Origin of the sequence: Ramlibacter sp. (genome assembly GCF_041916345.1) — a bacterium.
GTDB lineage: Bacteria > Pseudomonadota > Gammaproteobacteria > Burkholderiales > Burkholderiaceae_C > Ramlibacter.
The window spans coordinates 1-14,362 of the sequence record NZ_JAYRZR010000052.1 but is presented as its reverse complement, the minus strand read 5'-3'; the positions used below and the strand labels follow the sequence as shown (position 1 = coordinate 14,362).

The 14,362-nt window shown below is 70.6% G+C and carries 12 protein-coding genes and 1 pseudogene; 5 read left to right on the top strand and 8 right to left on the bottom strand.

What is annotated here, in order from left to right:
- The first annotated feature begins 16 nt into the window (after positions 1 to 16).
- Together ACE3T5_RS13855 and ACE3T5_RS13850 are read left to right on the top strand one after the other, a co-directional pair.
- Complete coding sequence (locus ACE3T5_RS13855; protein ID WP_374668622.1) at positions 17 to 1,702, top strand: SulP family inorganic anion transporter; 1,686 nt, start codon at positions 17 to 19, stop codon at positions 1,700 to 1,702.
- Between the two features lie 59 nt (positions 1,703 to 1,761).
- On the top strand, positions 1,762 to 2,331 hold the full coding sequence (locus ACE3T5_RS13850; protein ID WP_374668620.1) for a LuxR C-terminal-related transcriptional regulator: 570 nt from the start codon (positions 1,762 to 1,764) through the stop codon (positions 2,329 to 2,331).
- A 23-nt stretch (positions 2,332 to 2,354) separates the two neighbouring features.
- Here ACE3T5_RS13850 and ACE3T5_RS13845 read toward each other — a convergent pair whose 3' ends face one another.
- Positions 2,355 to 4,544: a 3-hydroxybutyrate oligomer hydrolase family protein gene (locus ACE3T5_RS13845; RefSeq protein ID WP_374668618.1), complete on the bottom strand. Its 2,190-nt coding sequence runs from the start codon at positions 4,542 to 4,544 to the stop codon at positions 2,355 to 2,357.
- Positions 4,545 to 4,760: 216 nt separating this feature from the next.
- Here ACE3T5_RS13845 and ACE3T5_RS13840 point away from each other — a divergent pair, with 216 nt between their 5' ends.
- The 3 genes from ACE3T5_RS13840 (at position 4,761) to ACE3T5_RS13830 (ending at position 8,341) form a co-directional block, all read left to right on the top strand.
- The gene (locus ACE3T5_RS13840) at positions 4,761 to 6,269 is read left to right on the top strand and encodes a class I adenylate-forming enzyme family protein (RefSeq protein WP_374668616.1); all 1,509 of its coding nucleotides are present in this window, start codon (positions 4,761 to 4,763) and stop codon (positions 6,267 to 6,269) included.
- A gap of 10 nt (positions 6,270 to 6,279) precedes the next feature.
- Positions 6,280 to 7,092 (top strand): 3-hydroxybutyrate dehydrogenase, encoded by an 813-nt coding sequence (locus ACE3T5_RS13835; protein ID WP_374668614.1) that lies wholly within the window; start codon positions 6,280 to 6,282, stop codon positions 7,090 to 7,092.
- Positions 7,093 to 7,210: 118 nt separating this feature from the next.
- Complete coding sequence (locus ACE3T5_RS13830; protein ID WP_374668612.1) at positions 7,211 to 8,341, top strand: ABC transporter substrate-binding protein; 1,131 nt, start codon at positions 7,211 to 7,213, stop codon at positions 8,339 to 8,341.
- A gap of 22 nt (positions 8,342 to 8,363) precedes the next feature.
- Here ACE3T5_RS13830 and ACE3T5_RS13825 read toward each other — a convergent pair whose 3' ends face one another.
- From ACE3T5_RS13825 to ACE3T5_RS13795, 7 genes and pseudogenes are all read right to left on the bottom strand, one after another.
- Positions 8,364 to 9,179, bottom strand: a complete 816-nt coding sequence (locus ACE3T5_RS13825; RefSeq protein ID WP_374668610.1) for a DUF429 domain-containing protein — start codon at positions 9,177 to 9,179, stop codon at positions 8,364 to 8,366.
- 184 nt (positions 9,180 to 9,363) lie between these two features.
- A complete protein-coding gene (locus tag ACE3T5_RS13820; RefSeq protein WP_374668609.1) occupies positions 9,364 to 9,786 on the bottom strand; it encodes a BLUF domain-containing protein in 423 nt (140 codons plus the stop codon).
- A 5-nt stretch (positions 9,787 to 9,791) separates the two neighbouring features.
- On the bottom strand, positions 9,792 to 10,526 hold the full coding sequence (gene folE, locus ACE3T5_RS13815) for a GTP cyclohydrolase I (RefSeq protein ID WP_374668607.1): 735 nt from the start codon (positions 10,524 to 10,526) through the stop codon (positions 9,792 to 9,794).
- 54 nt (positions 10,527 to 10,580) lie between these two features.
- Positions 10,581 to 11,396 (bottom strand): DUF4124 domain-containing protein, encoded by an 816-nt coding sequence (locus ACE3T5_RS13810; RefSeq protein ID WP_374668605.1) that lies wholly within the window; start codon positions 11,394 to 11,396, stop codon positions 10,581 to 10,583.
- Entirely contained in the window at positions 11,396 to 13,096 is a 1,701-nt protein-coding gene (locus ACE3T5_RS13805; protein WP_374668603.1) for an ATP-dependent DNA ligase, read from the bottom strand. Before ACE3T5_RS13805 ends, ACE3T5_RS13810 begins: the two co-directional genes overlap by 1 nt.
- Entirely contained in the window at positions 13,093 to 14,112 is a 1,020-nt protein-coding gene (locus ACE3T5_RS13800; RefSeq protein WP_374668601.1) for a ligase-associated DNA damage response exonuclease, read from the bottom strand. The genes ACE3T5_RS13805 and ACE3T5_RS13800 overlap by 4 nt, the downstream gene beginning before the upstream one ends.
- Positions 14,109 to 14,362: pseudogene (locus ACE3T5_RS13795) on the bottom strand (cardiolipin synthase ClsB); the annotation flags it as partial. The pseudogene ACE3T5_RS13795 and the gene ACE3T5_RS13800, both read right to left, overlap by 4 nt.

Here is a 14,362-nt window from a genome sequence, read left to right as displayed (position 1 = left end):
CGCGCATACTCGGGCGATGCCGATGAACTGGCGACGCTGGTGCCCCTTCCTGGCCTGGCCCCGGCCCGATGCCGCGCTGCTGCGCGGCGAGGGCGTGGCCGCCCTCACCGTGGCCGTGGTGATGATCCCGCAGTCGGTGGCCTATGCCGGCCTCGCCGGCATGCCGCTGGTGGCCGGGCTCTATGCCACCTTCCTGCCGATGCTGGTGGCGGTGCTGTTCGGCAGCTCCACGCGGCTCTCGGTCGGGCCCTCGGCGCTGACCAGCGTGCTGGTGGGCGCCTCGCTCGCCGGTCTGGCGGCGCCGGCCTCGGACCAGTGGGTAGCCCTGGCCGTGTGGCTGTCGCTGCTGGCCGGCGGCGTGCAGCTCGCCGTCGGCGCATCGGGCGCGGCCTGGATGCTGAACCTCGTCAGCTCCCCCGTGCTCACCGGTTTCAGCCAGGCCGCGGCCCTGCTGATCATCGCCTCGCAGCTGCCCGCCCTGCTGGGCTTGCAGGGGCCGCTCGCGTCGCTCTGGCAGGCGCCACGCTTCGATGGCCAGGCCATGGCCTACGGCCTGGTGAGCCTGACACTGTTCGAGCTGGGCAAGCGCTTCGCGCCGCGGGTGCCGGTGGTGCTGATCGTGCTGGTGGCGGCGGGCGCCTTGAGCGCGTTCACCGGCTACTCGAGCCACGGCGCGGTGGTCGGCGCGCTGCCGGCCGGCCTGCCCGCGCCGTACTGGCCCGGCATGCCCGACTGGGACCGCTTCGGCGCGCTGGTCGCCCCGGCCCTGGTGATCGCGCTCGTCAGCTCGATGGAGATGGCGTCCAGCGCCAAGATCGAGGCCCAGCGCGACGGCCGCCGGTGGGATGCCGGGCAGGACCTGGTGGGCCAGGGCCTGGCGAAGATCGTCTCGGGCTTCAGCGGCGGCTTCGCCACCAGCACCTCGTTCTCACGCTCGGCGATCACCCTGTACGCGGGCGCCCGCACCGGCTGGGCCACGGTGATTGCCGGGGTTTGCGTGCTGGTGGTGCTGCTGTTCCTCACGCCCGCGCTGTCGCACGTGCCGCATGCGGTGCTGTCGGCCGTGGTGGTCGCCGCGGTCGTCAACCTGATCAAGCCGCGCGCGCTCACGGCGCTGTGGCACGTGGATCGCGCGGAGGCCTTCACCGCCGGCATCACCGTGGCCGTGACCCTGCTGGCCGCGCCGCGCATCTACTGGGGCGTGCTCACCGGTGTGCTGGTGGCGCTGGCCCACTTCCTTTACCTGCGGCTGCACCCGCGCATCATCGAGGTCGGCCTGCACCCGGATGGCAGCCTGCGTGACCGCCACCTGTGGAAGCTGCCGCCGCTGGCGCCGCACCTGCTGGCGCTGCGCATGGATGCCGAGCTGGACTTCGCCTCCGCCAGCGACCTGGAGCGCCGCATCGCGGAGGACCTGAGCCAGCACCCCGACGCGCGCCACGTGGCGCTGTTCGCGCAGCCCGTCAACCGCATCGATGCCACCGGCGTGGAGATGTTCCAGCAGCTGCGCCGCCTGCTCGCCGAACGCGGCATCACGCTGCACCTGAGCGGCGTGAAGCTGCCCGTGGAGCGCGTGCTGGAGAAGGCGGGCGCTCTGGCGCCCTCGCCGCTGCTGCGCCTGTACCGGACCGATGCGGAGGCGCTGGCGGCGTTCGACGGGTTGGGGGATGGGGAAACGGGGCCGGCCAGCGACGCGCGCTGAGGCGGATTGGCGTATCTGCGGATGCCCGCAGCCGCTCGGCCGACCACAATCGCAGCGCCATGGACTCCCCCGCGCCCGACGACACCCTGCAGGCTCTGCAATTGGCGTTCGAGCTGTCCCCGGTCGGCATGTGCGTGACCGCGCAACGTCGGGTGACCCTCTGCAACCCGGCCTTCGGCCAGATGTTCGGCTACCAGGCGGACGAACTGCTGGGTCAACCGCTGGCGCCGCTGTATCCCTCGCATGAGGAATACGTCCATGTGGGCAATCTCGGCCTTCCCGTCTTGCGGGAGACCGGCACCTATGGCGACGAGCGCATCATGAAGCGGCGCGATGGCAACCTCTTCTGGTGCCACGTGGTGGGCCGGGCGGTGGACCGATCGGATCCCTTCGCGTGCGCCGTGTGGATGTTCGAGGACATCTCGCGGCGGCGGCCGATGGTGGGCCGCCTGACCTTGCGCGAGCGTGAGATCGCGCAGCAGATCCTCACCGGGGGCACCAGCAAGCAGATCGCCCGGCTACTGGGCATCAGCCCGCGGACGGTGGAGGCCCATCGCGCGCGGCTGATGAAGAAGCTGGGCGCGGCCAACCATGGCGAGCTGATCGCGCGGCTGGCCGGCCTGCCCTGAATCGGGCAGGCCGGGTAGACCTCTCACTCCGGCACGTTGATCGAGGTGCCGCTGAACCCGATGGACTGCGCCGCCGCGGGCGTGGCCGCAACCGGCGGCACGTTCGCCGCCGTGACGGCGGGGGCGGCACCGGGCGTGCCCCCGCGCGGGACGCCACGGACCACCTGGCTCGGCGGCAGGGCGGTGCCGGACTTCAGGTGGGCATACATCGCGTTCATGGCCTGGTTGAAGTACACGTGCAGCGGCACGTAGCGGGTGTCGAAGCCGCTTTGGGCATTGAAGGTGTCGAAGTGCTGCGCGTTGGTGACCTCCCAGTAGCGCAGCCGGGTCGAGGCTCCCTCCACCACGCGATTGAAGGCGGTGTAGGCGCGCGCGTTGTGGTTCACCGGCACCAGCGCGTCGTGGCGGCCAGCCACGATCACCGTGGGCTTGCCGCGCAGGTTGCCGCCCAGCAGCACCTCCGCCATGCCGGCCCGCACGGCGTCGCTCTGCGCCTTGCTCGGTACGCTGGTCGCCGTCAGTGGCGCACCGGTCACGGCATCGGCCCCGGTCACCAGCGCGCGCTGGCACAACGCGGCGTCCAGGGCGAAGTCGGCCAGCCCGCTCGTCGGGGAGACGGCGAACGCCCAGCTCCGCGCGCCACCCACCGAGTCGTTGTAGACCACGCTGGCCGGCGCGCCGTTGGCGGTGCCGTTGCCCACGGCGAACGACGCCGCCTTGAGCGCCGCGGTCACCGGCACCACCTCACCGGTGGCGCTGACCTGGGCCGCACTCATGCCGCACAGGTTGTCGGCCATCGAGAAGCGGCCGAAGGCGTTGGTGTACATCATGGCGATGATGGGCGCGTTGCCCAGGCCGTAGTGGGCGTTGTGCATCTGGTCGTGCTCGGGGCCCCAGCCGTAGTCACGCAGCTTGCGCAAGGCGTCTGCGGCACGCGCCGCCGTATCGGCACCGCTCACCAGGCCGCGCGCGGCCAGCGCGGTGCAGCGGTTCGTGGCACGCGGATTCATGGCCGCCAGCGACAGGTAGTTGAAGACGCTGGTCTCCGTCATCGCGGCGCCCGTCGCCAGCGCGGCGCAAGGCTGATAGAGATTGGCGACCGTGAACAGGTCCAGCAGCGGCAGCCCGTGCCGGGATACGGCCACGCCGCCTTGCTGCACGCCGTAGCCGGTGGTGGTGCGCGGCTGTGCGCTCGGCTCGCCCGCGACAACGCCATCGATCAGGCCCTCGGCGTCCTGCTCGCCGGCCTGCAGCACCGCCGCGCCGCCGTTGGAGACCGAACCGGCGATCACCATCGTGTTGCCTGCGTCGAAGCGCACCTCGCGCGCCGGGCCGGCACCGATCACCGGCGCCAGTTCCTGGTTCAGCGCGTAGAGCGCGTAACGGGTGGCCGCCAGGGTGTCGGACCCCCAGTCCTTCTCGGGGTTCTGCTGCGAGTGCACGTGCTTGAGGCCCAGGCGGTTGGGAAAGGCGGCATTGAAGGCCGCGCGCGCCGTGTCGCTCAGCGCGGCCGCGAAGTGCGACAGCGCCCCGGCCGCCGTGCGCGTGGCGCGCGTGCCGTCGATGCGGTTCACGCTGTCGTCGGCCGGGTCGTACAGGCCCATGCCCTTGCCAGAGTCAGTCAGGGCGACGGCGCAACCGCGCTTCAGGCCCCACTCGCTGCTGCTGCCGATCGCACCGTAGACACCGCGTGAGCCGGAGGACGGCCCCACCACGATGCAGGGGTTGGCGGGATCGAAGCGGGTCGGGATCTGCACCGCGATGGTCACGTTGCGGCGGCCGCTGCCGTCATCCAGGCGGGCCAGGTATTCCACGCCAGGGATCAGGCCTTCACCCAGCGTGTTGCCGCCGGCCAGGTCGATGTTCGGTCCGTACAGCGTGCCGTAGCCGCCACCGGCGGTGGGGTCGAGGATGGCGCGGTAGTTCGCGTGCAGGGCATTGCGCCGCAACTCCAGCGCGGTGGGATTGGCCGGGTCGGCATACGCTGGCGCGGCCGTGGCGCCGAGCCCGGTCTTGCCCAGGCCGCCCGTCAGCAGGTCCTGCGTGGCCGCTGTCGTGCCGCTGCCGGGGGTGGTGGCCGTGTACGCCACGCGCGAGACTTCCGTGATCTCCGAGGGCAGCGTGTTCACTGCCGTGTCGCCTCCGCCACCGCAGCCCGCGAGCCCCATGACGGTCGCGAGGGCTGCGCCGCCTTGCCATCTTCCTCCGGCCATGCCTGTCTCCTTTGGTTCCAGCTGATCGAGGGCGCCAGCGTAGGCAGCTCGGCCGCATCGCGCTACGGCGTACTGTTACGCTGGGACGGGACCTGAGGTGTTTCTACGCTATGGCCGGTGCTGGCGGCGCACGCTACGCTGCCGGGCTTTTGCGCACTCGGCGCCAAGGACAGTGGCCTTCCGATGCCTTCCGCCGCGCGCCAACCGGACACCTCGATGAATCTCGCCCAGACGCTGCTACGGGTGGCCCGCGCCCGCCCCGAGTCACTGGCCCTGCTGGAAGGGGACCGCCCGCTGCACACCTACGGCGGCCTGGCCGACCGGGTGGCGCGTCTGGCTGGCGCGCTGCGCCGCCACGGCCTGCAGCCGGGCGACCACGTGCTCGTGTTCATGCGCAATCACCCCGCCTACCTGGAGATCCTGTACGGCGCCTGGTGGGCCGGCCTGGCGGTGGTGCCCGTGAACGCCAAGCTGCACCTGCGCGAAGCCCAGTGGATCGCCGAGCATGCCCGGGCGCGCGCCGCCTTCATCACCGCCGACGTCGGTGCGGGCCTCGTGGTACCGGGCCCCTGCATCGACGTGGAGACGCCCGCGTACGCCGCGCTGCTGCAGGGCGACCCGGCCGAAGTGGCCACGCGGGCACCTGACGACACCGCCTGGCTGTTCTACACAAGTGGCACCACCGGCCGGCCCAAGGGCGTGCAGCTCACGCACCGCAACCTGCTGACCATGGCGCTCACCTATTTCGCCGATGTGGACGCCATCGACCCGCGTGACGCCATCGTCTACCCGGCCCCCATGTCGCACGGTGCCGGCCTGTATGCGCTGCCCCACGTGGTGGCGGGCGCGCGCCACGTGGTGCCGGCTTCCGGCGGCTTCGACGCCGCCGAGCTGTTCGGCCTGGCGCGCTCGGTGGGGCGCCTGTCGATGTTCGCCGCGCCCACCATCGTCAAGCGCCTGGTGGACCACGCCGAGGCCAAGGGCCTGGATGGCGAAGGCTTCAAGACCATCGTCTACGGCGGGGCACCCATGTACCTGGAGGACATCCGCCGCGCGCTGCGCGTGATGGGCCCGCGCTTCGTGCAGATCTACGGCCAGGGCGAGAGCCCGATGGTGATCACCTCGCTGGATCGCCGCCACGTGACCGACACCGGGCATCCGCGATACATGGAGCGGCTCGCGTCGGTGGGCGTGGCGCAGACGCCGGTGGAAGTGCGCATCGCCGACGCATCGGGCCAGCCGCTGCCGCTGGGCGAAGTCGGCGAGGTGCTGGTGCGCGGCGACACGGTGATGAAGGGCTACTGGCGCAACCCCGAGGCGACGGCCGCGGCGCTGCGTGACGGGTGGCTCTTCACCGGTGACATGGGCAGCCTCGACGCCGACGGCTTCCTCACGCTCAAGGACCGCAGCAAGGACCTGATCATCAGCGGCGGCTCCAACATCTACCCGCGCGAGGTGGAAGAGGTGCTGCTGCAGGCCGAGGGCGTGGCCGAGGTGGCGGTGGTGGGCGCGCCCGATCCCGAGTGGGGCGAGGTCGTGGTGGCGTTCGTGGTGCCAAGGCCCGGCGCGACCGTGACGCAGGAGGCGCTGGACGCGACATGCCTGGCGCAGATCGCGCGCTTCAAGCGGCCCAAGCGGTATGAGATCGTGGACACGCTGCCCAAGAATCACTATGGCAAGGTGCTGAAGACCGCTTTGCGCGAGCGGATCACTGCGCCGCATTGAGGAGACCGACATGACGACACCCCGTTTCCTGGAGGGCCGGCGCGCGCTCGTCACCGGCTCGGTGCAGGGCATCGGCCTGGCGATCGCGACGGCGCTGGCCCGCGAAGGCGCGGCCATCGTGCTGCATGGCCTGGGCACGCCCGACGCGCAGGCCGCCGCGCGAACGGCCGTGGAAGCCGCCGGCGCACCGGCCGTGCAGGTGTGCGCGCACGACCTGCGCGATGCCGCACAGGCCGAGGCGCTGGTGCATGCCGCGCTCGCCGAAGGGCCGGTGGACATCCTGGTGAACAACGCCGGCATCCAGCACACGGCCAGCCTGGCCGACATGCCGCGCCAGCGCTGGGACGACATCCTGGCCATCAACCTCTCGGCCGCCTTCGACACCATGCGAGTGGCCTTGCCGCGCATGGCGGCCGGTGGGTACGGCCGTGTCGTCAACATCGCCTCGGTCCACGGCCTGGTGGCATCGGTGAACAAGGCACCCTACGTGGCCGCGAAGTTCGGGTTGGTGGGCCTGTCGCGTGTGGCCGCGCTGGAGTACGCCAGCGCCGGCTCACGCGAGAGTGGCGGCGTCACCGTCAACTGCGTCTGCCCCGGCTGGACCGAGACGGCGATCATCCAGCCGCAGATCGATGCACGCGCAGCGGCGCTCGGCGTGGACCGAGCGTTCGCCACACGCGACCTGCTGCGCGAGAAGCAGCCGAGCCTGCGCACCTCGCTGCCAGACGAGATCGCGCGCGTCGTGGTGTGGCTGTGCGAGCCAGCGGCGCACAACCTCACCGGTGCGGCGATCCCGGTGGATGGCGGGTGGACGGCGCAGTAGGCAGCGTCATCAGCTCGACCGTTGGCCTGGCTTACGTAGTTCTCACTAGGGACAAACCGCGTCACGTGGCGGCACGCGTGCGGCGCACAGTGCGACCTCGGCATCGAAGGAGACAAGCATGGACATCGTTGGGAACCTGCGCGCGGCCCTGGCCGCAGCGCTGATGGCGGCCGCCTGCACCGCCGGGGCGCAGATCACAGTGGCACAGGTGGCGCCGCTGTCGGGGGTGCTGGCCTCCACCGGCAAGCAGATGGTGCTGGGCGGCCAGATCGTCTTCAAGGCGGTCAATGACACAGGCGGCATCAACGGCCAGAAGATCCAGCATCTCGTGCTGGACGACGGCTACAAGGTCGACGAGACCGTGCGCCTCACGCGCGAAGTGCTGGCGCGCCCCGACGTGGTGGCGCTGTTCGGATTTGCCGGCACGGCCAACATCGGCAAGCTGCTGGCCGACAAGGTGCTCGACGAGGGCGGCGCCGCGCTGGTGGCACCCTACACCGGCGGCGAGCCGCTGCGCGGCGCAGACAACCGCATGATCTTCCACATCCGGGCCGGCTATGCCGACGAGGCAGAGCACATGGTGCAGCACCTCACCACGCTGGGCATCCAGCGCATCGCGGTGATGTACCAGGACGACGGATTTGGCCAGGCCGGCCTGGCGGGTGTGGAAGCCGCAGTGGCACGTCGCCAGATGAAGCTGGTGGCGAAGGCGGGCTACGAACGCAACACCGACAAGGTGGAAGACGCGGTGAAGGCGATCAAGGCGTCGGATCCGCAAGCGGTGATCATGGTCTCGGTCAACCGGCCCACGGCGGCCTTCGCCCGGCAGTACCGCGAGTCGGGCGGCGGCGCCATGCTGCTCAACATCTCGGTGGTGGACCCCGCCGAGATCGTGAAGCTGGCGGGGCTGAAGAACGCGCACGGCCTGGGCATCAGCCAGGTCGTGCCCTATCCGTTCATGGCCAACATCCCCATCATCCGCGAGTACCACGAGTTGATGCGCAAATACGCGCCCGATGAAACGATCTCGTACACGAGCTTCGAGGAGTTCCTGGGCGCCAAGGTGCTGGTGGAGGCGCTTCGCCGGGCCGGCCCCAAGCCCACCCGTGCGAAGGTCGTCGCGGCCCTGGAGGGGCTGCAGGACTTCCAGCTGGGCGGCTGGACGGTCTCGTTCGGGCCGCGCAACCGCATCGGATCGCGCTACGTGGAAGTCACCGTGATCGGGTCGACGGGCAAGTTGCTCAAGTAGACCGCTGGACGTCGACTTCCGCTCACGCCGTGACGATCCACCCTTCCAGTGGGTCCACGTCCGCCGGCAACCCATACCGCGGCGCCCCCTGCCCTGCCGCCCAGGCGGCCTGCACAAGGCACAGCACCGCATCCAGCGTGTCCCCGCTCGCATCGTCCGCCAGCGCGTCGCGCTGGGCATGGGTGAGCTTCAGCCGCAGCGCGAGGCGCGTGCGTCCCTGCTCCAGCGCGGTGAGGAGGTCCTTGCGGGCGATCAGCCGTTCGGGCGTGTGCTTCGCGCGGTCATCGCTCTTGTAGCTGCGATGGCCGATCAGCTCGCGCGCCAGCAGGCCCGGATAGGCCTCCAGCGCCACGCGATGCGGGTCCCCTTCATGCAGCGCCGGCAGATGCACGCCCGCCTTCAGCAGCAGAGGCACCGCCGCGTGCAGCATGTAGGCCACCGGCGGGTTCACCCACTTCATCGACGGGCTGGACCCTGCGGGCCGGTCACAGGCACGATGCGCGAACTTGCCGCCCGTCGGCCGCGCCGCGCAGAAGGCAGCAAAGGTGTCTCGGATCTCCGCGCGGCTCAGCGCCGCGTAGTGCCGCATGCACCCCAGCCAGTCCGTCGGCCACCCGAGATGCTCGACCAGCTCCCGCGGCAACCCGAACGGCACGTCGAACCCGCCCACCCACGGCCGCAGCTCCCCGAGCCACGCCCCGAATGCCTCCAGCGTCGCCAGCTTCTCCACCCGCTCGAGCACCACCCGCGCGCCATCACAGCGCCCCAGCGCCAGCACGATGGGCTTGCGCGCCGACGGCGCCGACGAAAAGTCACAGCCAACTAAGGGAGTCGTCATGGGAAGAGAGAGTACGAACAGGCCCCATCACGGCCGCTCGGCAGCTCGTGCCCCCACCCCGCTAGCGGCCCCGCCCGCACGGAGCAACGCGCAGGGCGGGCACCCCTGTGAGGAGGATCCGGCTCCGCCGGTCCTCCTCACACCGATCAAGCCACAGGCAAATCGCGCAGCGATTTACCTGTGATCAACCCCCCCCGCAAATCGCCGCCGTCGCCATCAGGCCCTCCAGCAGGGCCAGCGACACCTTGCCGGAGACGGCATACGGGTCCAGCTCGGGCTTCTCGGAGTACTTGAGCAGCAGGGACTGGTTCAGCTTGGAGAGGTTGACCTGCCCCATGGTCCAGCCGCCGAACCGGCGCTCGAAGATTTCCTCGAAGTGCAGCAAGGCGACATCCTTGTGGCGAGGGTCCTTCTGGATGTGGCCGAACAGCTCGCTCACCTGCATGCGGCCGCCTTCGATGGCCTGCAGGAACACGCCGCCGCCGTAGCAGAGGATGCCGGTGATGCCGCTCACCGGGTTGTGCTGCCGGGACTGGGCGAGGATGGCCTCGATCACCGTTTCGCTCGGGTCCACGGCCCGGCTGCAATAGAGTAGGCGTACCAGCATGGCGATCAGCTCCGGTCGGTGCGGCGCGGAATCAGCGCCAGGAATTCGCGGCGCAGGGCGGCGTCCTTCAGGAACACGCCGCGCATGACCGAGTTGATCATGCGGCTGTCCATGTCCTTCACGCCGCGCCAGGCCATGCAGTAGTGGCTGGCCTCCATCACGATGGCCAGGCCGTCGGGCTGGGTCTTTTCCATGATGAGGTCGGCCAGCTGGATCACCGCCTCTTCCTGGATCTGCGGGCGGCCCATCACCCACTCGGCCAGGCGCGCGTACTTCGACAGGCCGATCACGTTGGTGTGCTCGTTGGGCATGACGCCGATCCACACCTTGCCGATGACGGGGCAGAAGTGGTGGCTGCAGGCCGAGCGCACGGTGATCGGGCCGACGATCATCAGCTCGTTCAGGTGTTCGGCGTTCGGGAACTCGGTAATCGTCGGCGGCTTGACGTAGCGGCCGCGGAACACCTCGTTCACGTACATCTTGGCCACGCGGCGCGCGGTGTCGCCGGTGTTGTGGTCGCTCACAGTGTCGATGACCAGGCTGTCGAGCACGCCCTGCATCTTGACCTCCACCTCGTCGAGCAGCTTCTCCAGCTCGCCGGGCTCCACGAAATCAGCGATGTTGTCGTTGGCGTGGAAGCGCTTGCGCGCGGCCAGGATGCGCTGTCGGATCTTCACCGAGACGGGCACGCCTTCGTCGGGCGCGGCCGGGGTGAGCGGGGCGTCGGGATCGGTTTTCATAAGCATTGGAATCATGCTAACACCGGGCGGACCGGCACGGCGGCGCCGGGGCTTTCAGCGGGGCTTGTCGCCGTAGATGCGGCGCAGGGCCTCGGCGTCGCTCATGTGCGGGCTGCGCGCCGCCTCGGCGCCGGCGGGCGGCTGGAATTCGATGCCGAACAGCTGCTGCATCGACAGGTTGCAGTTCAGGTAGTCGGATTCCGAGGGCTGCGGACTGCGGCGTGCGCCTTCGTCCCGCAGGTAGCTCATCACGGAGGTGCGGTCCGCGTGGTTGTGCGGCAGGCCCAGCACATGGCCCATCTCGTGGATCAGCACCGAGAGCATCTGGTTTTCATGGAAGCGCGGCTTGAGCGCGATGCCGTGATACAGGCTGCCGGTGCCGGCGATGCCGCTGCGCGCATCCGCCGGGTGCGCCATGCGCATGTACTCGGGCGCCCAGCGGATGGGCACGGCATCGGGCGTGCCCGGCATGCGAGCCGGCGCCCGGCCGCCATAGGCGATGCGCACCTTGCAGCCCTGCGCCCAGGCCGTGGCGGCGGTGCGGATGAACGACTCCATCGTGGCGGTGGAGAACCCCACGGGCTCGTCGCGCGGGTCGTAGAAGAAGACCAGGTAGGCTTCGCGTGGCGCCTTGTAGCCAGGCATTGCGCGGCGCGCCGCCGCCGAAGCCGGCGGCGCGGCTGGCGTGACGTGCAGCTTCACGCTCTGCTGGCGCACGGCCTCGGGGCAGTCGCCCTGCTGGTAGCTCACGCGACCGGCGGCATCGACACAGCGATTGACCGCTTGTTGGGCCTGCGCCACCGGCAGGTGCAGACCGACGGCGCAGGCCGCCATGGCAGCCAGGGTCAGCCCCCATCTTGCATCTGCCATCACACGCCACCTCCCAGCAGAGCCTGCAGATCCCCCAGTGTATTGGCCTCGGCCATCGGCTTGTCGTGCCGGATGCGCAGCATGCGCGGAAAGCGCACCGCGATGCCGCTCTTGTGGCGGCTGCTCGCCTGGATGCCCTCGAAGCCCAGCTCGAACACCAGGCTGGGCCGCACGCTGCGCACCGGACCGAACTTCTCCACCGTGGACTTGCGGATCACCGCGTCGACGGCGCGGAACTCGGCGTCGGTGAGGCCGGAGTAGGCCTTGGCGAAGGCAACGAGCTGCAGGCCGCCGGGCGAGGGCGGCTCACGCGCGGCGATGGCATCCAGCACGGCCTGCACCTCGGCTGCGTCCGCAGGCGGGCGGTTCCAGACGGCGAAGGTGTAGTCGGTGTAGACCGATGCGCGCCGGCCGTGCCCCGCCTGGGCATAGACCAGCACGCAGTCGATGGACATGGGCTCGATCTTCCACTTCCACCACAAGCCCTCGGCCTTGGTGCGGCCGACGCCATAGGCGGCATCCCGGCGCTTGAGCATCAGGCCTTCCATGCCCCGCTCCCGCGAGGACGCGCGCACGCGGGCCAGGTCCGGCCAGCCTTCGGCCGACACCAAGGGCGAGAGCGGCAGGGCCGTACCGGCCACGAGCGCCTCCAGTCGCTGGCGACGCTCGTGCTGCGGCCGGCCTCGCAGATCCACGCCCGCCTCCTCCAGCAAGTCGTAGGCGAGAAAGGTCACGGGCGCATCGGCCAGCACCTTGCGGGTGAGCGTCTTGCGCGCGATGCGCTGCTGCAGCAGCGCGAAAGGCGCGGGCGCGTCGTCCTTCCAGGCCAGGATCTCGCCGTCCAGCACCGTGCCGTCAGGTACCGACTGCGCCAACGCCACCACCTCGGGGAAGCGATCCGTCACCAGCTCCTCGCCGCGCGACCAGATCCAGCATTGCCCCTGCCGCCGCACCACCTGGGCGCGGATACCGTCGTACTTCCACTCCACCTGCCAGTCGGCCAGCGGCCCCAGGCGCGCCGCGAACAGCTCAGGCGCGATGTCCAGCGGATGCGCCAGGAAGAAGGGATAGGGCTGGCCGGCATCGGCGCCATCGGGCCGGGCCTCGTCCACCGGCGCGATCAGGGCCTGGTAGCGCTCCGCCGTCGGTGCGCTCTTCGCATCGGTGTACCCCATCATGCGCTGCGCCACCCGCTTGGCATCGATGCCGGCCTGGCGGGCCAATGCGCGCTGTACCAGCAGCTTGCTCACGCCCACGCGGAAGCCACCGCCCACCAGCTTGACCAGGAGGAAGCGGCCCTGCGCATCGAGCTCACGCCAGTAGCCCCGCAGTGCGCGGGCCACGGCATCCTCCTCCTGGCCGCGCAGGGGCAGCAGGCGCTCATGCATCCATTGCGCCAGGCCCATGTCGCCGCCGGCCTCGCCATCGGGCAGCACCAGCGCGATGGTCTCCGCCAGGTCGCCGACCGCCTGGTAGCACTCGTCGAACAGCCAGGACGCCAGCCCCGCGGCCGCAGCGGCCTCGCGCGCCATCACGGCTGTCTTCACCACCTGGCGAGGCTTCCCGCCGGCGAGGAAGTACACCGCCCAGGCGGCATCGTCGGGCGGCGCCTCGGCAAAGTAGCGCACCAGCGCATCCACCTTCGCCTGTGTGGCGGTGGTGGCGTCGAGTTCGCTTAAGAGGCGGGCGAAGCGCTTCATGCGGAAGGCTCTGCGGCAGCCGGCGCATCCAGCGCATCGTCGCCGTACTCCGTTTGGAACGCGCCGGCCTGCAAGCCCCGCTCCTGCAGCACGCGCACCATGACCGGCACGCTGCCATGCGTGACGATGACGCGGCTCGCGCCCGTGGCGTCGATGGCTGCGTGCAGGCCCGGCCAGTCCGCGTGGTCCGAGACGACGAAACCGCGGTCCCAGCCGCCGCGGCGGCGCTGGCCGCGCACCTGCATCCAGCCGCTGGCGAAGGCGGTGGCGCAGTCGCCGAAGCGGCGCAGCCACGGGCTGGCTGCAGCGCTGGGCGGGCACAGCACCAGGCAGCGGCCGATGGCCGCCTTGTCCGTCAAGCTCGGCGCGGCCAGTGTGTCCGGCAGGTGCACACCGGCGGCGCGATACGCCGCATTGAGCGGCTCCACCGCGCCATGCACGACGATGGGTCCGATGGTGGCGTCCAGCCCGGCCAGCAGACGCTGCGCCTTGCCGAAGCTGTAGCAGGCGATCACGCTGGCGCGGCCGGCCTGTGCGTTGGCCGCCCACCAGGCGTTGATCTCGGCATCCAGCTCGGCGTCCGGGCGCCAGCGGTAGATGGGCAGGCCGAAAGTCGACTCGGTGATGAACACGTCGCAGCGCACCGGCTCGAAAGGTGCGCAGGTGCGGTCCGCCGCGACCTTGTAGTCGCCGCTGGCCACCCACACGCGGCCCTCATGCTCCAGCCGCACCTGGGCCGATCCCAGCACGTGGCCGGCCGGATGCAGCGACACGGTCACGCCGTGGTGCACGATGCGCTCGCCGTAGGCCAACGCCTGCAGCCGGATCGCGCCGAGCCGCGCGCGCAGCATGCCCTCGCCCGCCGCCGCGGCGAGGTAGTGGCCATGGCCGGGCCGTGCGTGATCGGCATGCGCGTGCGTGATCACGGCGCGGTCCACCGGCCGCCAGGGATCGATGTAGAAATCACCGGGCGGGCAATACAGGCCCTCGGGGCGCTGCACCACCAGATCGGTCACAGGTACTTCTTCCCCTGCACCGCGAGCGCGATGCGCATCACGATGAGCGCCAGCCGCTCCTTCACGCGCTGCAGCCACGGGCGCCGCGCGAAGCCGGCACGATCCATCTCGCGCCCCTGATGCTCCATGGCGTGCACCAGGCGCTCACGCAGCGTGAGCGCGAACCGGTGGTCGTCCACCACCACGTTGGCCTCACGCGCCAGCAGCAGGCTGAGCGGGTCGAGGTTGGAGGAGCCGACGGTGGCCCAGT

Excerpts from the sequence above, each read along its gene's own strand:
- ACE3T5_RS13855 (WP_374668622.1), top strand. The coding sequence starts at position 17 with ATGCCGATGAACTGGCGACGCTGGTGCCCCTTCCTGGCCTGGCCCCGG.
- ACE3T5_RS13850 (WP_374668620.1), top strand. The coding sequence starts at position 1,762 with ATGGACTCCCCCGCGCCCGACGACACCCTGCAGGCTCTGCAATTGGCG.
- ACE3T5_RS13845 (WP_374668618.1), bottom strand. The coding sequence starts at position 4,544 with ATGGCCGGAGGAAGATGGCAAGGCGGCGCAGCCCTCGCGACCGTCATG.
- ACE3T5_RS13840 (WP_374668616.1), top strand. The coding sequence starts at position 4,761 with ATGAATCTCGCCCAGACGCTGCTACGGGTGGCCCGCGCCCGCCCCGAG.
- ACE3T5_RS13835 (WP_374668614.1), top strand. The coding sequence starts at position 6,280 with ATGACGACACCCCGTTTCCTGGAGGGCCGGCGCGCGCTCGTCACCGGC.
- ACE3T5_RS13830 (WP_374668612.1), top strand. The coding sequence starts at position 7,211 with ATGGACATCGTTGGGAACCTGCGCGCGGCCCTGGCCGCAGCGCTGATG.
- ACE3T5_RS13825 (WP_374668610.1), bottom strand. The coding sequence starts at position 9,179 with ATGACGACTCCCTTAGTTGGCTGTGACTTTTCGTCGGCGCCGTCGGCG.
- ACE3T5_RS13820 (WP_374668609.1), bottom strand. The coding sequence starts at position 9,786 with ATGCTGGTACGCCTACTCTATTGCAGCCGGGCCGTGGACCCGAGCGAA.
- folE (WP_374668607.1), bottom strand. The coding sequence starts at position 10,526 with ATGAAAACCGATCCCGACGCCCCGCTCACCCCGGCCGCGCCCGACGAA.
- ACE3T5_RS13810 (WP_374668605.1), bottom strand. The coding sequence starts at position 11,396 with ATGGCAGATGCAAGATGGGGGCTGACCCTGGCTGCCATGGCGGCCTGC.
- ACE3T5_RS13805 (WP_374668603.1), bottom strand. The coding sequence starts at position 13,096 with ATGAAGCGCTTCGCCCGCCTCTTAAGCGAACTCGACGCCACCACCGCC.